The following is a 22,313-nucleotide window of genomic DNA, read 5'->3' as shown; positions in this document are numbered from 1 at the left end:
GAGCCCCCGGAACTCCCCCGGCCCCGGCACCCGACACAGACCCGTCCGGGCCGCGCGGGCTGAGCGCGGCCCGGACGGGGCCCTGGTCGGAGGCGGTGGACGTAAAGGTCAGCGCACGAACAGCGAGGCCTTGGAGGCGAGGTCGAGGAAGTACTGCGGCAGCAGTCCGAGACCCAGCGTGACCAGCACCCCCACCCCGATCGCGGTCGCCGTGAAGGCGCTCGGGACCGCCACCGTGGGGCCCCCCGGCTGGGGGTCCGAGAAGAACATCAGCACGATGACCCGGATGTAGAAGAACGCGGCCACCGCCGAGCTCAGCACACCGACCACCACCAGCGGGGTCGCCCCGCCGCTGGCCGCGGCCTGGAACACCGCGAACTTCCCGGTGAACCCGGAGGTCAGCGGAATCCCGGCGAAGGCCAGCAGGAACAGCGCGAACACCGCCGCCACCAGCGGCGAGCGCCGCCCGAGCCCGGCCCAGCTGGACAGGTGGGTCGCCTCGCCCTTGGAGTCGCGCACCAGCGTCACCACCGCGAACGCGCCGAGCGTCACGAAGGAGTACGCCAGCAGGTAGAACAGCACCGAGGAGATGCCCTGCTTGTTGACGGCGATCACGCCGGTCAGGATGAACCCCGCGTGCGCGATCGAGGAGTACGCCAGCAGGCGCTTGACGTCCTGCTGGGTCACCGCGAGCACCGCGCCCACCACCATGGTGAGGATCGCGACGCCCCACATCACCGGCCGCCAGTCCAGCCGCAGGCCCGGGAAGGCCACGTAGAACAGCCGCAGGAAGGCCCCGAAGGCCGCGACCTTGGTGGCCGCCGCCATGAAGCCGGTCACCGGGGTCGGCGCGCCCTGGTAGACGTCCGGGGTCCAGGAGTGGAAGGGCACCGCGGCGACCTTGAACAGCAGGCCGACCGCCAGCATCGCCAGTCCGGTCAGCACCAGCGCGTCGCTCTGGGTGGTGCTCAGCTGCGCGGGGGTGGTCATCGCCTTGCCGGAGATGACGTCCCCGATGTCGCCGAGCTTCACGCTGCCCGCGTAGCCGTACAGCAGCGCGGTGCCGAACAGGAAGAACGCCGAGGCGAAGGCGCCGAGCAGGAAGTACTTGACCGCCGCCTCCTGGGAGAGCAGCCGGCGGCGCCGGGCCAGCGCGCACAGCAGGTACAGCGGCAGCGAGAAGACCTCCAGCGCCACGAACATGGTCAGCAGGTCGTTGGCGGCGGGGAACAGCAGCATGCCGCCGACCGCGAACATGGTGAGCGGGAAGACCTCGCTGGTGGCGAAGCCGGCCCGGACCGCGGCCCGCTCCTGCTCGCCGCCGGGGGTCGCGGCGGCCTGGGCGGCGAAGGCGTCGGCGGGCAGGCCGCCGGCCTTGGGCTCCAGCCTCCGCTCGGCGTAGGTGAGCACCGCGACCACGGAGGCCAGCAGGATCACGCCCTGGAGGAACAGCGCCGGGCCGTCCATCGCGACGGACTCCATGGCCAGCAGGTCGATCCGGGTGAAGCCGTGGCTCTGCACGGCCAGCACCACCACGGCGACGAAGGCGCCGACCAGCCCGGCCAGGGCGAGCGTCACCTGGGTCCAGTGCCGGTACCGGCGGGGCACGAAGGCCTCCACCAGGACGCCGGCCACGGCGGCCGCGAACACCACGAGCATCGGGGAGAGCTGGCCGTACTCGATGTGCGGCGCCGGGATGCTGGGGGTGTTGCCGCCGGCGGCGGCGAGCACTGCGGTGGCACTCACTTCTGCTCACCTCCTGAGGTGGCGGCGACCGGGTGGGCCGGCGCCGGGTCGGTCTGGTGGACCTGCGAGAGCGTCGCGTTCACCGAGGGGTTGACCAGGTCGGTGAGCGGCGTCGGGTAGACGCCGAGCAGGATGGTCAGCGCCACCAGCGGGCCTACCACGGCGAGTTCGCGGGCCTTGAGGTCGGGCATCGTGCGCACCCCGTCCTTCACCGGGCCGGTCATGGTGCGCTGGTACAGCAGCAGGGCGTACAGCGCGGCCAGCACGATGCCGAAGGTGGCCACGATCCCGATCGCCGGGTAGCGGGTGAAGGTGCCCACCAGGACCAGGAACTCGCTGACGAACGGGGCCAGCCCGGGCAGCGACAGGGTGGCCAGGCTGCCGATCAGGAACGTCCCGGCCAGCACCGGGGCGACCTTCTGCACGCCGCCGTAGTCGGCGATCAGCCGCGAGCCGCGACGGGAGATCAGGAAGCCGGCCACCAGCATCCACGCCGCCGTGGACAGGCCGTGGTTCACCATGTAGAGGGTCGCGCCGCTCTGGCCCTGGCTGGTCAGGGCGAAGACGCCCATGATGATGAAGCCGAAGTGCGAGATCGAGGCGTACGCCACCAGCCGCTTGATGTCCTTCTGGCCGATCGCCAGCAGCGCGCCGTAGACGATCCCGATCAGCGCCAGGACCAGGATCGCCGGGGCGAAGGTCTTCGAGGCGTTCGGGAACAGCCCGAGGCAGAAGCGCAGCATCGCGAAGGTGCCGACCTTGTCCACCACCGCGGTGATCAGCACCGCGGTGCCGGCCGTGGACTCGCCCATCGCGTTCGGCAGCCAGGTGTGCAGCGGCCAGAGCGGGGCCTTCACCGCGAAGGCGAAGAAGAAGCCCAGGAACAGCGCCTTCTCGGCGGTGCCGGTCAGCTGGAGCCGGCCGTCGGCGATCGCCGAGGTCAGCGTCGGCAGGTCGAAGGTGCCGAAGCCCTGGTCCTGCGCCGTCACGTACAGGCCGATCACGGCGGCCAGCATCACCAGGCCGCCGAGCAGGTTGTAGAGCAGGAACTTCACGGCCGCGTAGGAGCGCTGACGCGCCGACTCCGGGCCGCCCGCCCGGTCTCCGAAGCCGCCGATCAGGAAGTACATCGGGATCAGCATGGCTTCGAAGAACACGTAGAACACGAAGACGTCGGTGGCGTAGAAGGAGACGACCACCATCGCCTCCACCGCCAGGATCAGGGCGAAGAAGGCCTGGGTGCGGCGCTTGTTCTCGAAGGTGCCGTCCGGCCCGGCCGGCGCCGGGTCGGCGTCGTGCCAGGAGGCGAGGATCACCAGCGGCACGAGCACGGCGGTGAGCAGGGCGAGCACCGCGCCGATGCCATCCACGCCGAGCGAGAAGGTGATGCCGAAGGAGCGGATCCAGCTGTACGACTCGTTCAGCTGGAAGCGGGCGCCGTGCGGGTCGAACCGGGCCGCCACCACGGCGGCCAGCACCAGGGTGACGGCCGAGGCGCCCAGCGCGACGGCCTTGGTGGTCCTGCGCCGGCTCTCGGAGGACCCGGCGGGCAGCGCGGCCGTCAGCACCGCGCCGGCCGCCGGGACGGCGCAGGTGGCGGTCAACAGAAAGCTCATGCGCCCACCTCGCTGCGCTCGGCAGGGGCATTCGCCCACACGCGCCTCTTGATGACGAGCTCGCTGCGCTCGCTCATAGGCCTGGCCCCCCAACGGATATCAGGACGAGTCATCACGTGGACCTCATCAGGAGAGTCATGGCGACCAGCACCAGCGTGCCGCCGAACATGGAGAGCGCGTACGAGCGGACGTAGCCGTTCTGGACCCGCCGCAGCCGGCCGGAGAGCCCGCCGATCCCGGCGGCCAGGCCGTTGACCACGCCGTCCAGGCCGCGGCTGTCGAAGAAGACCAGCGCCGCGGCGAGCGCCGAGCCCGGCCGCACCAGCACCGCGTGGTTGAAGTCGTCCTGCAACAGGTCGCGGCGGGCCGCCCGGGTGAGCGGGGAGCCGACCGGCGGCACCACCGGGACCGGCGAGCGCCCGTACACCAGGTACGCGAGGCCGACGCCGGCCAGCATGCAGGCCGTGGTCAGCAGGGTGACGGTCAGCGGGGCGAGCGGGGAGTTGCCCTCCTCGTGCCCGGTGACCGGCTCCAGCCACTTCAGGAAGGAGTCGTTGAAGGCGAACAGTCCGCCCGCGAAGACCGAGCCGAAGGCCAGCAGGACCATCGGGACGGTCATCGTCCGCGGCGACTCGTGCGGGTGCGGGGCGTTGCCCTCCGCGTCCGGCTGCCAGCGCTTCTCGCCGAAGAAGGTCAGCACCATGACCCTGGTCATGTAGAACGCGGTGACCGCCGCGCCGACCAGCGCGCACCCCCCGAGGATCCAGCCCTCGGCGCCGCCCTTGGCGAAGGCCGCCTCGATGATCTTGTCCTTGGAGAAGAAGCCGGACAGGCCCGGGAAGCCGATGATCGCCAGGTAGCCGAGGCCGAAGGTGACGAAGGTGACCGGCATGTACTTCCGCAGGCCGCCGTAGTGACGCATGTTCACCTCGTCGTTCATGCCGTGCATGACCGACCCGGCGCCGAGGAACAGCCCGGCCTTGAAGAAGCCGTGGGTCACCAGGTGCATGATCGCGAAGGCGTAGCCGATCGGGCCGAGCCCGGCCGCCAGCACCATGTAGCCGATCTGCGACATCGTCGAGCCGGCCAGCGCCTTCTTGATGTCGTCCTTGGCGCAACCGACGATCGCACCGAACAGCAGCGTGACCGCGCCGACCACCACCACGGCGGTCTGCGCGTCCGGCGCCAGGTCGAAGACCGCCGAGGAGCGGGTGATCAGGTAGACGCCCGCGGTCACCATGGTGGCCGCGTGGATCAGCGCCGACACCGGGGTCGGGCCCTCCATCGCGTCCCCGAGCCAGGACTGCAGCGGCACCTGCGCCGACTTGCCGCAGGCCGCCAGCAGCAGCATCAGGCCGATCGCCGTCAGCTTGCCCTCGCTCGCCTGGTGGGCACCGCCGAAGACCGGGTCGAAGGCGAAGGAGCCGAACTCGGCGAACATCAGCATGATCGCGATGGACAGGCCCATGTCGCCGACCCGGTTGACGATGAAGGCCTTCTTCGCCGCCGTCGCCGCACTCGGCTTGTGCTGCCAGAAGCCGATCAGGAGGTACGAGGCCAGGCCCACGCCCTCCCAGCCGAAGTACAGCAGCAGGTAGTTGTCCGCGACCACCAGCAGCAGCATGGCGGCCAGGAACAGGTTCAGGTACGCGAAGAAGCGGCGGCGGCGCTCGTCGTGCGCCATGTAGCCGACCGAGTAGAGGTGGATCAGCGTGCCGACACCGGTGATCAGCAGGACGAAGGTCATCGACAGCTGGTCGAGCCGGAAGGAGATATCGGCCTGGAAGCCGTTCACCGGGATCCAGCTGAACAGGTGCCGGGTGACCGCCCGGTGCTCGGCGTCACGGCCGAGCATGTCCGAGAACAGGGCCAGGCCGAAGCCGAACGAGAGCGCCGCGAGCGCGGTGGCCAGCCAGTGGCCGAAGCGGTCCAGCGCCCGGCCGCCGAGCAGCAGCAGGGCGGCGCCCGCCAGTGGAGCCGCCACCAGCAGCGGAATGAGAGATTTCACCGAGGGCCCTCCGCCTACAGCTTCATCAGGTTGCTGTCGTCGACCGAAGCGGAGTGCCTGGTCCGGAAGATGGAGACGATGATGGCGAGGCCGACCACGACCTCGGCCGCCGCGACCACCATCGTGAAGAACGCGATGATCTGGCCGTCCAAGGTCCCGTGCAGCCGGGAGAAGGTCACCAGGGCGAGGTTCGAGGCGTTCAGCATCAGCTCCACGCACATGAACAGCACGATCGCGTTGCGTCGGACCAGCACCCCGGCCGCTCCGATGGTGAACAACAGGGCCGACAGGTAGAGGTAGTTGACCGGGTTCACTCCGCGCCCTCCTCGTCGGCCGGGTGCTTCACGTTGTTCGCCGGCACCGGCCCGCCGTTCGTCGGCCCGTTCGCCGTCACCGCCCCGCCGTTCGCCGGCAGCGGGGCGCCGTTGGCCGGCACCGGCTCCAGCGACTTGCGCGGGGCCTTCACGGCCGGCCGCTCCGAGGACGGACGGCCCAGCCAGTCCGCCGTGCTGTTCTCCAGCTCCGCCATCCGCCGCAGCATCGCCTGGCTGACGTCCCGGACCTGGCCGCGCTCGCGCAGCGTCGCCATCACCGAGTCCTCGGCGATCGTGCCGTCCGGCAGCAGCCCCGGCACGTCCACCGCGTTGTGCCGGGCGTACACGCCCGGCGCCGGCAGCGGCGGCAGCTGGATGTTGTCCACGACCCGCTGCGCCGCCAGCTCGCGCTGCGTCTTCGGCGCCTTCACGTGCTCCCGGTGGGTCAGCACCATCGCGCCGATCGCCGCGGTGATCAGCAGCGCGCCGGTGACCTCGAAGGCCCACACGTAGCGGGTGAAGATCAGCCGGGCCAGGCCCGGCACGTTGCCCTCGGCATTCGCCTCGGACAGCCCGGTGAAGTGGTCCAGCTTCGCGTTGGCGATCCCGGCGATCAGCAGCACGCCGAAGCCCAGCCCGCACAGCGCCGCGGCGAACCGCTGGCCCTTCAGCTGCTCCTTCAGCGAGTCCTCGCCGGTGACGCCGACCAGCATCACCACGAACAGGAACAGCATCATGATCGCGCCGGTGTACACCACGATCTGCACCACGCCCAGGAACACCGCGCCCTGGGCCATGTAACAGACCGCCAGCGCCATCATGGTGGCCGCCAGGCAGAGCGCGCTGTGCACGGCCTTGCGCATCAGCACCATGCCGAGCGCACCGCCGACCGCGATCACCGCGAGCACCCAGAACTGGACGGCCTCGCCCGTCGAGGTCGTCCCGGTCGCCTCCGCCAGCCGCGCGATCACTGCTGCACCTCCTTGTCCCGCTCGGTGCGCTCCTGCTGGACCGTCCCCGGCGCCGCCGCGGTGACCTCGCCCCGGTAGTACGCGCCCTCGTCGGTGCCCGGGAAGATCGCGTGCGGGGTGTCGACCATGCCCTCGGACAGGCCCACCAGCAGCTGCTCCTTGGTGAAGATGAGGTCCCGCCGGGAGGAGTCGGCCAGCTCGTACTCGTTGGTCATGGTCAGCGCCCTGGTCGGGCAGGCCTCGATGCACAGCCCGCACAGGATGCAGCGGGCGTAGTTGATCTGGTACACCGCGCCGTAGCGCTCACCCGGGGAGTAGCGCTCCTCGTCCTGGTTGTCCGCGCCCTCCACGTAGATCGCGTCGGCCGGGCAGGCCCACGCGCACAGCTCGCAGCCGACGCACTTCTCCAGGCCGTCCGGGTGCCGGTTCAGCTGGTGGCGGCCGTGGAAGCGCGGAGCGGTGGGCTTCTTCTGCTCCGGGTACTGCTCGGTGAGCCGCTTCTTGAACATGGCCTTGAAGGTCACGCCGAAGCCGGCGGCCGGGCCGAGGATCGACGGACGGTCGCCCCGTTCGGCGTGGCCCGTTCGATCGGACTGGTCGGACATCTCGGTTCAGCTCCCTTCGGAATGGTCGGCCCCGTTGAGGGCGTCCTGGAGTTGCTTCGGGGCACGGCTGCGGCGGCGCGGCACCGGCGGGAGCACCTGGCCGGGCAGCGGCGGGACGGGGTAGCCGCCCGCCATCGGGTCGAACTCCCCCCCGTCCTTCGGCCGGGCCGGGCCCGCACCGGGCGGGGCCTCCCCGGACTCCGGCTGCTTCCTCAGGAAGTCCCGCAGCAGCGCCAGCAGCAGCACCGCCCCGACCGGGGCGCCCACGTACAGCACCACCTGGCCGAAGCCGTAGCCCTCGTTGCGCAGCGCCCGCACGCTCGCGATCAGCACCAGCCACACCAGCGAGACCGGGATCAGCACCTTCCAGCCCAGCTTCATGAACTGGTCGTAGCGGAGCCGGGGCAGCGTGCCGCGCAGCCAGATGAAGAAGAACAGCAGCAGCTGGATCTTCAGCGTGATCCACAGCATCGGCCACCAGCCGTGGTTGGCGCCCTCCCAGAAGGTCGTCACCGGCCACGGGGCCCGCCAGCCGCCCAGGAAGAGGGTCGAGGCCACCGCCGAGACCGTCACCATGTTCACGTACTCGGCCAGCATGAACATCGCGAACTTCAGCGAGGAGTACTCGGTGTTGAAGCCGCCGACCAGCTCGCCCTCGGCCTCCGGCAGGTCGAACGGCGCCCGGTTGGTCTCGCCGACCATCGCGATGATGTAGACGATGAACGACACCGGCAGCAGCGCCGCGAACCAGGTCGGCTGCTGGTGCGCCACGATCTCCGAGGTCGACATCGAGCCCGAGTAGATGAACACCGCCGCGAAGGACAGGCCCATCGCGATCTCGTAGCTGATCATCTGCGCGGACGAGCGCAGCCCGCCCAGCAGCGGGTACGTCGAACCCGAGGACCAGCCGGCCAGCACGATGCCGTAGATGCCCACCGAGGCCGTCGCCAGGACGTACAGCAGCGCGACCGGGAAGTCCGTCAGCTGGAGCGGCGTACGGGTGCCGAAGATCGACACCTCGTTGCCGGCCGGACCGAACGGGATCACCGCGAAGGCCATGAACGCGGGGATGGCGCAGACGATCGGGGCCAGGATGTAGACCACCTTGTCCGAGCCCTTGACCACCAGGTCTTCCTTCAGCGCCAGCTTCACGCCGTCCGCCAGCGACTGCAGCAGGCCCCACGGGCCGTGCCGGTTGGGCCCGATGCGCAGCTGCATCCAGGCCACCACCTTGCGCTCCCAGACGATCGCGATCAGCACCGTCAGGACCAGGAAGGCGAAGCAGAACACCGCCTTCAGCAGCACCAGCCACCACGGGTCCTGCCCGAAGAAGTGGAGCGTCTCGTACGGCTGCGACGTCATCGGTCCTCCCCTGTGCCGTCGTCGGCGGTCTCGTCCGCGGCCCCGGGTTCGGAGCCGGCCCCGGGTGCGGGTCCGACTTCGGGTCCGGGTCCGACTTCAGGCTCGGGTTCGGGCTCGGGTTCGGGCTCGGGTTCCGACTCGGCCGCGGCGATCGTGACCAGGTGGCCGACGGTGGTGCCGAGCGCGCGGTGGGCACCGCCCGGCGTGGAGTCCAGCGGGACCCAGACCGTGCGGTCCGGGATCGAGTCGGTGACCTCCAGCGGCAGGGTCAGCGATCCGGCCGGACCGGTCAGCCGCAGCTCCTCGGCCGCCTCGGCGTCGATCTCCTTGGCCGTCTCCGCCGAGATCCGGGCCACCGCCCGGTGCCGGGTGCCCGCCAGGTGCGGGTCCCCCTGCTGCAGCACGCCGTTGTCCAGCAGCAGACGCCAACCCGCCAGCACCGCCTGGCCGGTGGCCGGTCGGGGCAGCAGGCCCGGGTGCGCCGCCGGGTCGGCCGTGCGGTCGCCCTCCCAGGGGGCGAAGCGGTCCAGCTCCAGCCGGGCCGCCCGGACGTCCGGCAGGCCCAGCCGGTGGCCCAGCGCGTCGGCCAGCATGCCCAGCACCCGCAGGTCCGGCTGGAGGTGGCGGCCCATCTGCTGGTCCGGCTTGAGCGCCGACTCGAACATCCGCACCCGGCCCTCCCAGTCCAGGAAGGTGCCGGCCTTCTCCGCCACCGCCGCCACCGGCAGCACCACGTCGGCCCGCGCCGTCACCGCCGAGGGCCGCAGCTCCAGCGACACCAGGAACGGCACCGCCGCCAGCGCCTCGTCGGCCAGCGCCGGATCCGGCAGGTCGTCCGGGTCCACGCCGCCGACCAGCAGCGCGTCCAACTCGCCCGCCACGGCCGCCACCAGGATCCCGTCGGTGTCCCGGCCCGGCCGGGACGGCGGCTCGGCGCCGCCCCACACCGCGGCCGCCTCCGCCCGGGCCGCCGGAACGGCCACCGGACGCCCGCCGGGCAGCAGGCCCGGCAGCACGCCCGCCTCGACGGCCCCGCGCTCACCGGCCCGGCGCGGCACCCAGGCGAGCCTCGCACCCGTCGCGTGCGCCAGCCGCAGCACCGCCGTCAGCCCGCCCGGGACGGCGGCCAGCCGCTCGCCCGCCAGGATCACCGCGCCCGGGGTGCGCAGCAGTTCGGCCGCCCGGCCCGCGTCGTCGTTCAGCGGCTCGTCCGCCGCCAGCGCCGCGAACCACTCCGGCTCGGTGCCGGGGGCGGCCGGCAGCAGCGCCCCGCGCAGCTTCGCCAGGCCCCGGGAGCCGAACGCGGCCACCGAGAACACCTTCAGGCCCGTCGCCCGGGTCGCCTTGCGCAGCCGCAGGAAGACGATCGGCGACTCCTCCTCCGGCTCGAAGCCCGCCAGCAGCACCGCCGGAGCCCGGTCGAGGTCCTCGTACGACACCCCGGTGCCGTCCACGTCGACGCCCCGCCCGGCCACCGCCGCGGCCAGGAAGTCCGCCTCCTCGCCGCTGTGCGGGCGGGCCCGGAAGTCCACGTCGTTGGTGCCCAGCACCACCCGCGCGAACTTCCCGTACGCGTAGGCGTCCTCGACCGTCACCCGGCCGCCGGCCAGCACCCCCGCCCGGACCCCGCGCAGCCCCTCGGCCGCCCGGGCCAGCGCCTCCGGCCAGGAGGCCGGCACCAGCTCGCCGTCCACCCGCACCAGCGGGGTGGTCAGCCGGTCGCGCTGCTGGGCGTAGCGGAAGGCGAAGCGGCCCTTGTCGCAGTTCCACTCCTCGTTCACCGCCGGGTCCTCGCCCGCCAGCCGGCGCAGCACCTTGCCGCGCCGGTGGTCGGTGCGCTGTGCGCAGCCCGAGGCGCAGTGCTCGCACACGCTCGGCGAGGAGACCAGGTCGAAGGGGCGCGAGCGGAACCGGTACGCCGCCGAGGTGAGCGCGCCCACCGGGCAGATCTGGATGGTGTTCCCGGAGAAGTAGGACTCGAAGTCGTCGCCCTCGCCGGTGCCGACCTGCTGCAGCGCCCCGCGCTCCACCAGGTCGATGAACGGGTCCCCGGCGATCTGCTGCGAGAAGCGGGTGCAGCGCGCGCACAGCACGCAGCGCTCGCGGTCCAGCAGCACCTGGCTGCTGATCGGCACCGGCTTCTCGTAGGTGCGCTTCATCCCCTCGAAACGGGAGTCGGCGGCGCCGCTGCTCATCGCCTGGTTCTGCAGCGGGCACTCGCCGCCCTTGTCGCAGACCGGGCAGTCCAGCGGGTGGTTGATCAGCAGCAGCTCCATCACGCCGCGCTGGGCCTTCTCGGCCACCGGCGAGCTGAGCTGGGTGCGCACCACCATGCCCTCGGCCACCGGGATGGTGCAGGAGGCGACCGGCTTGCGCTGGCCCTCGACCTCGACGATGCACTGGCGGCAGGCGCCGGCCGGGTCGAGCAGCGGGTGGTCGCAGAAGCGCGGGATCTGGGTGCCGATGGTCTCGGCGGCCCTGATCACCAACGTTCCCTTGGGGACCCGCACTTCGACGCCGTCGATGGTGAGCGTGACCAGTTCGACCGCTGTCTCGGAGGCCGTTGGCTCTGTGATCGTCACGCGTGCACCTCCCTTTCGGTGGCGGACTGGTGGCCGGGGCGGGGGCCGTCGGCCCAGACGGTGGAGGCGGCCGGGTCGAACGGGCAGCGGCGCTCGGCCAGGTGCTGCTCGTACTCGGCCCGGAAGTGCTGGAGCGAGGAGACGATCGGACTGGCCGCGCCGTCGCCCAGGGCGCAGAACGACTTGCCGTTGATGTTGTCGGCGATGTCGAGGAGCTTCTCCAGGTCCCCGTCGACGCCCTGGCCCGCCTCGATCCGCTTGAGCAGCTGGACCAGCCAGTACGTGCCCTCGCGGCAGGGGGTGCACTTGCCGCAGGACTCGTGGGCGTAGAACTCCGTCCAGCGGGTGACGGCCCGCACCACGCAGGTGGTCTCGTCGAAGACCTGGAGCGCCTTGGTGCCGAGCATCGAGCCGGCCGCCCCGACGCCCTCGTAGTCCAGCGGGACGTCGAGGTGCTCGTCGGTGAACATCGGGGTGGAGGAGCCGCCCGGGGTCCAGAACTTCAGCCGGTGCCCGGCGCGGACGCCGCCGCTGAGGTCGAGCAGCTGGCGCAGCGTCACGCCGAGCGGGGCCTCGTACTGGCCGGGGTTGGTGACGTGACCGGAGAGCGAGTAGAGCGTGAAGCCGGGGGACTTCTCGGTGCCCAGGGCCTTGAACCACTCCTTGCCGCGGGACAGGATCGGCGGCACCGAGGCGATCGACTCGACGTTGTTGACCACCGTCGGGCAGGCGTACAGGCCGGCGATGGCCGGGAACGGGGGCCGCAGCCTGGGCTGGCCGCGGCGGCCCTCCAGCGAGTCCAGCAGCGCCGTCTCCTCGCCGCAGATGTAGGCGCCGGCGCCGGCGTGCACGGTGATGTCCAGGTCGACGCCCGAGCCGAGGATGTTCCGGCCCAGCAGCCCCGCCCCGTACGCCTCGGCGACGGCCGCGTGCAGCCGGCGCAGCACCGGGACGACCTCGCCGCGCAGGTAGATGAAGGCGTGGTCGCAGCGGATCGCGTAGGAGGCGATGATCATGCCCTCGATCAGCGCGTGCGGGTTGGCGAACAGCAGCGGGATGTCCTTGCAGGTGCCCGGTTCGGACTCGTCCGCGTTGACCACCAGGTAGTGCGGCTTGCCGTCGTTCTGCGGGATGAACTGCCACTTCATCCCGGTGGGGAAGCCGGCGCCGCCGCGGCCGCGCAGGCCGGAGTCCTTGACCAGGGCGATCACGTCGTCCGGCGGCATGGCGAGGGCCGCCTTGAGGCCCTCGTAGCCGTGGTGGCGGCGGTAGGTGTCGAGCGTCCAGGGGCGGCTGTCGTCCCAGGAGTCGGACAGGACCGGGGTGAGCAGCTTCTCGGCCGGCTCGGCGGAGGTCATCACGCTTCGCTCCCTTCCTGGCCGTTGCCCGCCTGGGTGGTGCCCGCTTGGCCGTTGGCCGCCTGGCCGTTGCCTGCCTGGCCGTTGGCCTCGGGGCGGGGTGCATCGGGGCGGGGTGCGTCGGAGCGCGGGGATTCGGGGCGCGGGGCGACCACCTTGGTGCCGGGGGCGCCGGGCAGCGCCTCGCCGCGGGCCAGCCGCAGGCCGGCCAGGGAGGGCGCGCCGCCGGCGCCGGACTCGTCGTTGGCCCCCGGGCGCTCGTCGGGGAAGCCGGCCAGGATCCGGGAGGTCTCCTTGAAGCCGCACAGCCGGGCACCGCGGGTGGGGCGGACCTCGCGGCCGGCCCGCAGGTCGTCGACCAGCTGCCGGGCGCTGTCCGGGGTCTGGTTGTCGAAGAACTCCCAGTTGACCATCACCACGGGCGCGTAGTCGCAGGCCGCGTTGCACTCGATGTGCTCGATCGAGACCTCGCCGTCCTCGGTGGTCTCGTTGTTGCGGACGCCCAGGTGCTCCTGGAGCTCGGCGAAGATCTGGTCGCCGCCGAGCACCGCGCACAGGGTGTTGGTGCAGACCCCGACGTGGTACTTCCCAGCCGGGCGACGCCGGTACATGGTGTAGAAGGTCGCGACCGCGGTGACCTCGGCGGTGGTGAGGTCCAGCTGTTCGGCGCAGAAGCGGATCCCGGTCGGGCTGACGAAGCCCTCCTCCGCCTGCACCAGGTGCAGCAGCGGCAGCAGCGCCGAGCGGGCCTGCGGGTAGCGGGCGATCAGCTCGGCTGCGTCGGCGGCCAGCCGGGCACGCACCTCCTCGGGGTACGGTGCGGCCGGCAGTGCCGGCAGTCCGAGTTCGACGTTGGTCACCGGTCCACGCCTCCCATCACCGGGTCGATCCCGGCCACCGCGACGATCACGTCGGCCACCTGGCCGCCCTCGCACATCGCCGCCATCGTCTGCAGATTGGTGAACGACGGGTCCCGGAAGTGGACCCGGTACGGACGCGTCCCGCCGTCGCTGACCACGTGCACGCCCAGCTCGCCCTTGGGCGACTCGACCGCCGCGTACGCCTGGCCGACCGGGACCCGGAAGCCCTCGGTGACCAGCTTGAAGTGGTGGATCAGGGCCTCCATCGAGGTGCCCATGATCTTGCGGATGTGGTCGAGGGAGTTGCCCATCCCGTCCGGGCCGACGGCGAGTTGGGCCGGCCAGGCGATCTTCTTGTCGGCCACCATGACCGGGCCGGGCCGCAGCCGGTCCAGGCACTGCTCGACGATCCGCAGCGACTGCTTCATCTCCTCCAGGCGGATCAGGAAGCGGCCGTAGGAGTCGGCGCTCTCCGCGATCGCGACCTCGAAGTCGTAGTCCTGGTAACCGCAGTACGGGTCGGTCTTGCGCAGGTCGTGCGGCAGGCCGGTGGCGCGCAGGATCGGGCCGGTGGCGCCCAGGGCCAGGCAGCCGGGCAGGTCCAGGAAGCCGACGTCGACCAGGCGGGCCTTGAACACCGGGTTGCCGGTGGCGAGTTTGTCGTACTCGTGCATCCGGGAGCGGAAGACCTTGACCGCCTCGCGGATCTGGTCGACCGCGCCGGGCGGCAGGTCCTGGGCGAGGCCGCCGGGGCGCACGTACGCGTGGTTCATGCGCAGGCCGGTGACCAGCTCGAAGACGTCCAGGATCAGTTCGCGGTCCCGGAAGCCGTAGATCATCAGGGTGGTGGAGCCGATCTCCATGCCGCCGGTGGCCAGGCAGACCAGGTGCGAGGCGATCCGGTTGAGCTCCATCATCATCACCCGGATGACGTTGGCGCGATCCGGGACGTCGCCGGTGATGCCGAGCAGCTTCTCGACCGCCAGGCAGTAGGCCGTCTCGTTGAACAGCGGGGTCAGGTAGTCCATGCGGGTCACGAAGGTGGTGCCCTGGACCCAGCTGCGGAACTCCATGTTCTTCTCGATGCCGGTGTGGAGGTAGCCGATGCCGCAGCGGGCCTCCTTCACCGTCTCGCCGTCGATCTCCAGGATCAGCCGCAGCACGCCGTGGGTGGACGGGTGCTGGGGGCCCATGTTGACGATGATGCGCTCGTCGTCGGCCCGGCCGACCGCCTCGACCACCTCGCCCCAGTCGCCGCCGGTGACGGTGAAGACCCGGCCCTCGGTGGTCTCGCGGGCGTCGGCTTCCTCGGTCTCTCCATAGTGCTGGGTGTTCATCAGCTGTACGACCTCCGCTGGTCGGGAGCCGGGATCTGGGCGCCCTTGTACTCGACGGGGATGCCGCCGAGCGGGTAGTCCTTGCGCTGCGGGTGGCCCAGCCAGTCGTCCGGCATCATGATCCGGGTGAGCGCCGGGTGGCCCTCGAAGACCAGGCCGAAGAAGTCGTAGGCCTCGCGCTCGTGCCAGTCGTTGGTCGGGTAGACGCTCACCACGGAGGGGACGCGCGGATCGGCGTCGGGCGCGGTGACCTCCAGCCGGATCAGCCTGCCGTGGGTGATCGAGCGCAGGTGGTAGACCGCGTGCAGCTCGCGGCCCTTGTCGCTGGGGTAGTGCACGCCGCTCACCCCCAGGCAGAGCTCGAAGCGCAGCGCCGGGTCGTCGCGCAGGATCCGGGCGGTCCTCAGCAGGTGGTCGCGCTCGATGTGGAAGGTGATCTCGCCGCGGTCGACCACCGTCCTCTCGATCACCTCGACCGGGTCCAGACCCTGCTCCTCCAGGGCGCCCTCCAGCTCGTCGGCGACCTCGTCGAACCAGCCGCCGTACGGGCGTTCGCTCGGACCGGGCAGCACGATCGGGGCGGCCAGACCGCCGAAGCCGGAGGTGTCGCCACTGCCCTCGGCACCGAACATGCCCTGGCGGCGGCCGACCACCTCGACCGGGATCTCGCGAACCGGCTGCTCGCGGCGGGTCTCGGGTACCTGCTCGTTCATCGCAGCTGCCCCCGCATCTCGCTGATCGGGGTGGCCTTGAGGGCGAGCGCCTCGCCGAGCTCCTCGGCCCGGCGCCTGTTCACGCCCAGCGGCTCGTGCTGGATCTTGTCGTGCAGCTTCAGGATGGCGTCCATCAGCATCTCCGGACGGGGCGGACAGCCGGGCAGGTAGATGTCCACCGGGACGATGTGGTCGACGCCCTGGACGATCGCGTAGTTGTTGAACATCCCGCCGGACGAGGCGCAGACACCCATCGAGATGACCCACTTGGGGTTGGGCATCTGGTCGTACACCTGGCGCAGCACCGGGGCCATCTTCTGACTCACCCGGCCCGCCACGATCATCAGATCGGCCTGCCGGGGGGAGCCCCGGAAGACCTCCATGCCGAACCGGGCCAGGTCGTAGCGGCCCGCCCCGGTGGTCATCATCTCGATCGCGCAGCAGGCCAGACCGAAGGTGGCCGGGAAGAGTGACGCCTTGCGCACCCAGCCGGCGGCCGTCTCCACAGTCGTGAGCAGAAAGCCGCTCGGCAGCTTCTCCTCGATTCCCATCAGATCCCTCTCAATGCCCTCAAGTCCTCTGATACGTGGGCCGGTTCTGGCTTGTCCGCTCGTTCACAAGCGGGTGCTCAGCCGGCGGACGGGTGGGCCACCACCCCGCACTCTGACCACCCCGCGCTCAGTCCCACTCCAGACCGCCGCGCCGCCACACGTAGGCGTACGCGACGAAGACGGTGGCGATGAACAGGAGCATCTCGACCAGCCCGAAGATCCCCAGGGCGTCGAAGGTCACCGCCCAGGGGTAGAGGAAGACGATCTCGATGTCGAAGACGATGAAGAGCATCGCCGTCAGGTAGTACTTGATCGGGAACCGACCGCCGCCCACGGGCTGCGGGGTCGGCTCGATGCCGCACTCGTACGCCTCCAACTTGGCCCGGTTGTAGCGCTTGGGGCCGGTGAGTGAGGCCATCACGACGGAGCCGACCGCGAACGCCGCCGCGATGGCACCGAGTACGAGGATCGGCGCGTAGGCATTCATAGCCCCCGCTCCCTCCGTCCAGTCGTCCTTGACTGCAGATCGGAACCGGCAGGTCACACTGAGGTGAACCCGCGTTCCGGTTCCCGAGATCCACCTCATGTGAGGCAGTTCACAAAGCCTGGAACGAGCGCATCTTATGCCCGTCGGCTTGTGATCTGCGACACGCAGTTCAACGCCATCTTTGTGATCTACGACACCCTGTAAATGGGGTCGAATGTGAGCATGCCCAGATTTGTCGACGCAAAGCAGTCAAACGATCACAAGCGGTCGCATTTACTTGTGAAGTGGCAGGTCAGGGGCGTGTTCCTATATCAACTATGCGTCGTAGGGAGCAAATTTTCAGACGTCATGTTGACGTGTTATAGCGGCTCACTCGCAGGGGTGGCGGGGCCCGAACGCTCGCTTGACCCTTCGTTCACAAGCGCGCGAGCCTGCCGTCGGGCGGGGTTCCCTTCCCCCTCTCCCGCGCGCCCGCCACCCCGCTCCGGCGGTGCCCGCCGGGGCCGCGGGCCCTCGTGCTCCGGGGCGGGGCCCGCTACTGGCGGCCGACCGTCTGCTCCCAGACCCAGGCCGCGATGCCCACCCGGTTGCGGGCGCCGATCTTGCGCTGGACGTTGGCAAGGTGGTTCTTCACCGTCCCCGGTGAGATGAACAGCCCTGCGCCGATCTCGGCGTTGGTCGCACCGTCTGCCACCAGCTCGGCGATCTCCCTTTCTCTCGTGGTCAGTTCCTCCGTCGGCCCGGCTGTCGGCTGCGGAACCGCCGCGGCCGCCTTCGCGCCCGGCCCCGACCTCAGCGCCGGCTTCGGCTCCGCGCCCGGGAGTGCCATGTGCCGCAGCAGCCGGACGGTGACCTGCGGGCTGATCAACGCGTCCCCGGCCATCGCCGCCCGGACCGCCTCGATCAGCAGCACCGGCCCCGAGCGCTTCAGCAGGAACCCGGCCGCTCCGTGCCGCAGCGCCGTGTGCACGTACTCGTCCAGGTCGAAGGTGGTCACCACGATCACCTTGCACTGGTCGGCCAACTGGCGTGTGACCTCCAGGCCGTCGAGCTTCGGCATCCGGATGTCCGCGAGCACCACGTCCGGCCGCAGCCTCCGTGCCTCCGCCACCGCCGCGGCGCCGTCCGCCGCCTCCGCGACCACCACCATGTCCGGCTGGACGTCCAGGATCATCCGGAACGCGCTGCGGACGTCCGCCTGGTCGTCCGCGATCAGGATTCGAACCGGCCCTGTGCCACTGCCCATGTCCCGCACCTCTCCCCGTTGCCGACCTTCGTCGGCTCCTACGATCACGCCGGCCCCGTGCCGGCCTCCTCCAGCGGCAGCACCGCCGTCACCCGCCAGGCCTCCCGCTCGTGCGGGCCGGCTTCCAGCGAACCGCCGAGGGCCTCCACCCGGGCCGCCAGCCCCGGCAGTCCGCTGCCGCCGCCTCGGCGCGGCCGCCCCGCCGGGCCCGGTGCCCGACCGTCGTTGGTCACGGTCAGCTCCAACCGTCCACCGCTGCGGCGGGCCCGGATCTCGACCGCCCGCGCGGCCGGAGCGTGCCGCCGGACATTGGTCAGGGACTCGACCACGATCCGGTGGACGGTGCCCTCCACCTCGCGCGGCACCGGCTCCTCCGGCAGCTCCAGGCGGACGTTCACGCCGCCCGTCGCGGTGAACCGCTCGGCCACCTCGGCAAGTTCGGCGAGTCCGGGCTGCGGACCGCGGCCGCCCTGCTCCTCGCTGCGCAGCAGCTGTACCGTCCGGTCCAGCGAGGCCAGCGCCCGCTGCCCGGCCTGCTCTATTCGCTGGAACATCTCGGCCGCGCCGGCCGGATCGATCCCCGCCAGATAGGCCCCCGCCTGGGCCTGGGCGACCATGCCGCTGACATCGTGCGCCACGAAGTCGTGCAGGTCGTGGGCCAGTTCGAGCCGCTGCGCCCGTCTGGCCTCGGCCACCGCCTCGCGGCGCCCCTCGTCCAGGCCCCGCAGGTAGAGCCCGACCAGGACGGCCGGCAGGGAGAGCATCGATCCGAACCCGAAGAGCGTGAGCGTGTCCGCGGGCCCCTCGACGAACGCGAACCGGGACGGCCAGAGGGCGACCGCTCCGCAGGCCGTCCAGGCCGCCGCCGCGCACCGCGGGCCGTCCTCGGCGCGCAGGCTGACGACCACCGACAGCAGCAGGACGGCCAGCTCGACCAGGCCCGCCAGCCCGGCCCACCGCTGCCCCTCCGTCCAGCGGCCGAGGAGCCAGACGGCGACTGTGACCACGACCGACGCCGCCCCGAGCGCCATGGTCACGGCCGCCGCCCCGTACCGCCCCCGCGCCACCCAGGCCGGCGGCACCAGGACCAGGACGATCCCGGACAGGATCTGAGTCATCGTCATCACCCCTTCTCGACCCTTCGACTGCCGTCACACTACGACGCCGCCCGGGCGGCGCGCCTGTGCCGATCGGCATATTTCAAAGGCCGGTTGAGCAGGAGGAACAGCCCGATCGGCATCTGCCGCGAACCCCTGGCGGGCCTCCAGTCTTGAGTCATCGCACCGGCCACGGAGGCCGGAGCCGAAGGGAGTCCACCACCATGTCGAAGCTCGTGATCACCGCCCGCGGCACCGCCCACCGGGCCGCGGCGACGGCCCCGAACGTCCCGCCCGCCCCGCGCTGGGCCCGGCTCGCCGCCAGGGCCGCAGTCCTCAGCACCATCCCCTCGGGGCTGTGGCGGATCGCCTTCGGCTTCGGCGTCCCGGTCGGCTTCTCCGGCGCGACGGCCGCGGCGTACGGCGCGCACCAGCCGGGCTGGGGCACGGTCTACTGCGTGGCGCTGAGCGCCCTGGCGGAGGCGCTGGCCTTCCTGACCCTGGGCCTGGTCCGGCCCTGGGGGCTGGTGGCGCCCCGGTGGATCCCCCTGATAGGCGGCCGTCGGGTCCGGCCGCTCGCCGCGATCGTCCCGGCGCTGCTGGGCTCGGCGGTCCTCACCTACGTCGGCACGGCCGCACTGCTCGGCGGCTGGGCGCACAACCTGGCCGAGCCGGATTCCCCGCACGGCTTCGCCTCCGTGGTGATGACGCTCGCCTACCTGCCCCTGGTCGTCTGGGGCCCGCTGCTCGGCGCGGTCGCCCTCGACTACGCCCGCCGGACGCTGCGGCGGCGCCGGTGACGAGGGCGGCGGGTCACGCCGGAGCCGGCTCCGCGCCCGGCCCCACCGCGTCGGCCCCGCTCTCGCACTCGTCCCCGGCCGGGCGCGGCGCCGGGGCGGGAGCGGCAGCGGGGGCGACAGCCGGGGCGGGTACGGGGGCGGTGCGCCGGCCCCACTCGGTCGCGACCAACACCAGGGCTCCGCCGAGCAGGGCGAGCGGGCCCATGCGGTTCCCGGCCACGGTGATGCCGAAGACGGCGGCCCAGAGCGGCTCGGTCCCGAGCAGCAGGCTCACCCGCGAGGGCGACGTGGCCCGCACGGCCCACATCTGGACGAAGAAGGCGAACAGGGTGCAGAACAAGGACAGGTGCAGCAGCCAGCCCCACTGGCCGGCCCCGTACGAACGCGCGACCGTCCACGGCGCGGGTCCGGCCAGGAACGCGACGGCGGCGAACACGCCGGTGGCCACCGTGAGTTGGACCCAGGTGACGGCGAGCACGTCGGTGTCGCGGACGGCCCGGGTGCGGGCCATCGCGAGGACGTACGCCGAGCGGACGAGGGCGGCGCCCAGCACCAGCAGGTCACCGAGTGCCGGAGGGCGCAGCCCGCCGTCCCCGGTGAGCAGGGCGACGCCGAGGACGGCCAGCCCGGCGGCGGCGAGGAAGGCCTTCGGCGGCGCGGTCCGGGCGAGGGCGCTCTCGCCGAGCGGCGTGAGCACCATCGCGAGGCTGATGATCAGCCCGGCATTGGTCGCGGAGGTGTGCACGGCTCCGTAGGTCTCCAGCAGGAAGATCCCGCTGAGCACCAGCCCCAGTGCGGCGCCGCCGAGCCACTCGGCGCGGCTCAGCCTCCGCAGGGCACGCCAGGCGACCAGCCCGAGCAGCGGCAGCACCAGGCCGAACCGCAGCACCAGCATCGCCACGACCGTCCCGGGCTCGGCCACCCGCTGGACGGCGAGGAAGCTCGATCCCCACACCACGGCCACGAGCAGGACCGGAAGATCGCGAAGGACCGACGAGGACGAACCCTCGGACGGGTCGGACAAGGAGGCTGGCATGCGAAAGATCCCTCCGAACGAACGGAACCGGCGGGCGCGAGTACCGTACGGCGTCGGACGGACCCAGGAGCCGGGCGGAAGGCCCGGCAGTGGACGGGGCGGTGCGCGGAGCAAGGGGGCGCCATCTTCGCGCACCGGGCCGCCGATGATCAATGCCCTCCACGGGCACGGTTGGGTCAGGCGGAGAGCAGACCGTTCGCCGCGGCGATCGCCTCGATGTCGGCCGGGGTGCCGGACATGATGGCGCGGACGTGCTCGGTGACCAGCTCCACCGGCCAGTCCCACCAGGCCGCACGGAGCAGACGCTCGATGTCGGCGTCGTCGAAGCGGCGGCGGATCGGGCGGGCCGGGTTGCCGCCGACGACGGTGTAGGGCTCGACGTCGGCGGTGACCATCGCCCCGGCCGCGATGATCGCACCGTCGCCGATCCGGACGCCGGGCAGGACGGTGGCCCCGTGGCCGAACCAGACGTCGTTGCCGACCACGGTGTCACCCCGGCTGGGCAGGCCCGTGACAATGTCGAGGGTCCGCTCGGTCCAACTGCCGCCGAACATCGTGAAGGGGAAGGTGGAGACGCCGACGGTCGGGTGGGCGGCGCCGGCCATCAGGAAGCGGGTGCCGGTGGCGATCGCGCAGTACCTGCCGATCACCAGCCGCTCGGGGCCGTACGCGTAGAGGACGTTGCGCTCCTCGAAGCGGGTGGCACCGTCGGGGTCGTCGAAGTAGGTGTACTCGCCGACCTCGATCCTAGGGTCGGTGACGAGCGGGCGCAGCAGGACGACCCGGTCGTGGCCAGCAAGCGGGTGGAGGGCGGTGGGGTCGGGAACGGCAGTGGCGGACACGCGGGCTCCTCTCGTAATGCGACGTAAGTCGCATTACGATGAGCATGGCACGGCCGCCACCCCACAGCAAGACTTAATGCGACTGGAGTCGACTTTGACTGGAGCAACCCACCCCGCACCGGAGCCCCGCACCCCCACCCCGCGCCCGGGCGGCCGCAGCACCCGGGTCCGGGCGGAGGTGGTCGCCGCCACGCTCGCCGAGGTCGCCGAGAAGGGGTACGACGGGCTCACCGTCGAGGCGGTCGCCGCCCGCTCCGGCGTCCACAAGGCGACCCTCTACCGGCGCTGGGGCGGAGTGGACGGCCTGGTCGCCGACGCCCTGACCGCCTCCGCCGACCAGCCCTGGCCCCTGCCCGACACCGGCGACCTCCGGCAGGACCTCCGCCGGATCACCCAGGAGGTGTTCAGCGTCTTCACCGATCCGGAGCTCGGCCCCACGCCCACCGCACTGATCTCCGCGGCCCAGCGCTCGGACACCGGCGCGGCCGCCCTGCGCGCCTTCTTCGCGGCCCGCCACCGCCAGGCCGCCGAGGTGGCCGAACGGGCCGTCGCCCGGGGCGAGCTGCCCGCCGGGACGGACGGCGCCGAGGTGGTCCGGGCCGCCACCGCGCCGCTCTACTACCGCCTGTTCGTCTCCGGCGAGCCACTGGACGCCCGCACCGCCGAGCGGGCCGCCGACGCCGCGGCCCTGGCCGCCCACGCCGGACTCTTCACACCCACCACGACCACCCCGGAGCAGAACTGACAAACCATCACACTGTCGCCGCCCGGGGAGCCACGGC

At 71.8% G+C, this 22,313-nt stretch carries 20 protein-coding genes; 2 read left to right on the top strand and 18 right to left on the bottom strand.

What is annotated here, in order from left to right; genetic code table 11:
• Positions 1-108 precede the first annotated feature (108 nt).
• The 16 genes from nuoN to ACWDD9_RS26365 all read right to left on the bottom strand — a co-directional run bounded on the left by nuoN (position 109) and on the right by ACWDD9_RS26365 (position 18,880).
• Entirely contained in the window at positions 109-1,746 is a 1,638-nt protein-coding gene (nuoN, locus tag ACWDD9_RS26440) for an NADH-quinone oxidoreductase subunit NuoN (protein WP_049652549.1), read from the bottom strand.
• On the bottom strand, positions 1,743-3,362 hold the full coding sequence (locus ACWDD9_RS26435; RefSeq protein WP_449812835.1) for an NADH-quinone oxidoreductase subunit M: 1,620 nt from the start codon (positions 3,360-3,362) through the stop codon (positions 1,743-1,745). Before ACWDD9_RS26435 ends, nuoN begins: the two co-directional genes overlap by 4 nt.
• Positions 3,363-3,474: 112 nt before the next feature.
• Positions 3,475-5,370 carry an NADH-quinone oxidoreductase subunit L gene (gene nuoL, locus ACWDD9_RS26430; RefSeq protein ID WP_449812834.1) on the bottom strand — a complete coding sequence of 632 codons (1,896 nt, stop codon included), beginning with the start codon at positions 5,368-5,370 and terminating at the stop codon, positions 3,475-3,477.
• A gap of 14 nt (positions 5,371-5,384) precedes the next feature.
• A complete protein-coding gene (gene nuoK, locus ACWDD9_RS26425) occupies positions 5,385-5,684 on the bottom strand; it encodes an NADH-quinone oxidoreductase subunit NuoK (protein WP_049652557.1) in 300 nt (99 codons plus the stop codon).
• Positions 5,681-6,652 carry an NADH-quinone oxidoreductase subunit J gene (locus ACWDD9_RS26420; protein ID WP_449812848.1) on the bottom strand — a complete coding sequence of 324 codons (972 nt, stop codon included), beginning with the start codon at positions 6,650-6,652 and terminating at the stop codon, positions 5,681-5,683. Before ACWDD9_RS26420 ends, nuoK begins: the two co-directional genes overlap by 4 nt.
• A complete protein-coding gene (nuoI, locus tag ACWDD9_RS26415) occupies positions 6,652-7,260 on the bottom strand; it encodes an NADH-quinone oxidoreductase subunit NuoI (RefSeq protein WP_380741307.1) in 609 nt (202 codons plus the stop codon). The genes ACWDD9_RS26420 and nuoI overlap by 1 nt, the downstream gene beginning before the upstream one ends.
• Positions 7,261-7,266: 6 nt before the next feature.
• The gene (nuoH, locus tag ACWDD9_RS26410) at positions 7,267-8,622 is read right to left on the bottom strand and encodes an NADH-quinone oxidoreductase subunit NuoH (protein ID WP_375876368.1); all 1,356 of its coding nucleotides are present in this window, start codon (positions 8,620-8,622) and stop codon (positions 7,267-7,269) included.
• Positions 8,619-11,204 (bottom strand): NADH-quinone oxidoreductase subunit G, encoded by a 2,586-nt coding sequence (locus tag ACWDD9_RS26405; RefSeq protein WP_449812833.1) that lies wholly within the window; start codon positions 11,202-11,204, stop codon positions 8,619-8,621. Before ACWDD9_RS26405 ends, nuoH begins: the two co-directional genes overlap by 4 nt.
• The gene (nuoF, locus tag ACWDD9_RS26400) at positions 11,201-12,562 is read right to left on the bottom strand and encodes an NADH-quinone oxidoreductase subunit NuoF (protein WP_049651165.1); all 1,362 of its coding nucleotides are present in this window, start codon (positions 12,560-12,562) and stop codon (positions 11,201-11,203) included. The genes ACWDD9_RS26405 and nuoF overlap by 4 nt, the downstream gene beginning before the upstream one ends.
• Complete coding sequence (gene nuoE / locus ACWDD9_RS26395; RefSeq protein WP_449812832.1) at positions 12,562-13,422, bottom strand: NADH-quinone oxidoreductase subunit NuoE; 861 nt, start codon at positions 13,420-13,422, stop codon at positions 12,562-12,564. The genes nuoF and nuoE overlap by 1 nt, the downstream gene beginning before the upstream one ends.
• Complete coding sequence (locus ACWDD9_RS26390; protein ID WP_049651167.1) at positions 13,419-14,759, bottom strand: NADH-quinone oxidoreductase subunit D; 1,341 nt, start codon at positions 14,757-14,759, stop codon at positions 13,419-13,421. Before ACWDD9_RS26390 ends, nuoE begins: the two co-directional genes overlap by 4 nt.
• Positions 14,759-15,472: an NADH-quinone oxidoreductase subunit C gene (locus tag ACWDD9_RS26385; RefSeq protein WP_449812831.1), complete on the bottom strand. Its 714-nt coding sequence runs from the start codon at positions 15,470-15,472 to the stop codon at positions 14,759-14,761. The genes ACWDD9_RS26390 and ACWDD9_RS26385 overlap by 1 nt, the downstream gene beginning before the upstream one ends.
• A complete protein-coding gene (locus ACWDD9_RS26380) occupies positions 15,469-16,023 on the bottom strand; it encodes a NuoB/complex I 20 kDa subunit family protein (RefSeq protein WP_074005520.1) in 555 nt (184 codons plus the stop codon). The genes ACWDD9_RS26385 and ACWDD9_RS26380 overlap by 4 nt, the downstream gene beginning before the upstream one ends.
• Positions 16,024-16,150: 127 nt before the next feature.
• Positions 16,151-16,510 carry an NADH-quinone oxidoreductase subunit A gene (locus ACWDD9_RS26375; RefSeq protein ID WP_030060100.1) on the bottom strand — a complete coding sequence of 120 codons (360 nt, stop codon included), beginning with the start codon at positions 16,508-16,510 and terminating at the stop codon, positions 16,151-16,153.
• A 535-nt stretch (positions 16,511-17,045) separates the two neighbouring features.
• The gene (locus ACWDD9_RS26370; protein WP_449812830.1) at positions 17,046-17,756 is read right to left on the bottom strand and encodes a response regulator; all 711 of its coding nucleotides are present in this window, start codon (positions 17,754-17,756) and stop codon (positions 17,046-17,048) included.
• Positions 17,757-17,800: 44 nt separating this feature from the next.
• Positions 17,801-18,880, bottom strand: coding sequence for a sensor histidine kinase (locus ACWDD9_RS26365; RefSeq protein WP_449812829.1), 1,080 nt, complete (start codon positions 18,878-18,880; stop codon positions 17,801-17,803).
• 197 nt (positions 18,881-19,077) lie between these two features.
• Here ACWDD9_RS26365 and ACWDD9_RS26360 point away from each other — a divergent pair, with 197 nt between their 5' ends.
• On the top strand, positions 19,078-19,653 hold the full coding sequence (locus ACWDD9_RS26360; RefSeq protein ID WP_449812828.1) for a hypothetical protein: 576 nt from the start codon (positions 19,078-19,080) through the stop codon (positions 19,651-19,653).
• Between the two features lie 13 nt (positions 19,654-19,666).
• Here the strand turns inward: ACWDD9_RS26360 and ACWDD9_RS26355 are convergent, their stop codons facing one another.
• Positions 19,667-20,689 (bottom strand): DMT family transporter, encoded by a 1,023-nt coding sequence (locus tag ACWDD9_RS26355; RefSeq protein WP_449812827.1) that lies wholly within the window; start codon positions 20,687-20,689, stop codon positions 19,667-19,669.
• Between the two features lie 176 nt (positions 20,690-20,865).
• The gene (locus ACWDD9_RS26350; RefSeq protein WP_049651173.1) at positions 20,866-21,531 is read right to left on the bottom strand and encodes a CatB-related O-acetyltransferase; all 666 of its coding nucleotides are present in this window, start codon (positions 21,529-21,531) and stop codon (positions 20,866-20,868) included.
• 94 nt (positions 21,532-21,625) lie between these two features.
• On the opposite strand from ACWDD9_RS26350, the gene ACWDD9_RS26345 reads away from it, so the two are divergent.
• Positions 21,626-22,276, top strand: coding sequence for a TetR/AcrR family transcriptional regulator (locus ACWDD9_RS26345; protein WP_259316708.1), 651 nt, complete (start codon positions 21,626-21,628; stop codon positions 22,274-22,276).
• The last annotated feature ends 37 nt before the right edge of the window (positions 22,277-22,313 follow it).

This window comes from Kitasatospora sp. NPDC001119 (assembly GCF_053598475.1).
This window is presented reverse-complemented; position numbering and strand designations above follow the sequence as displayed.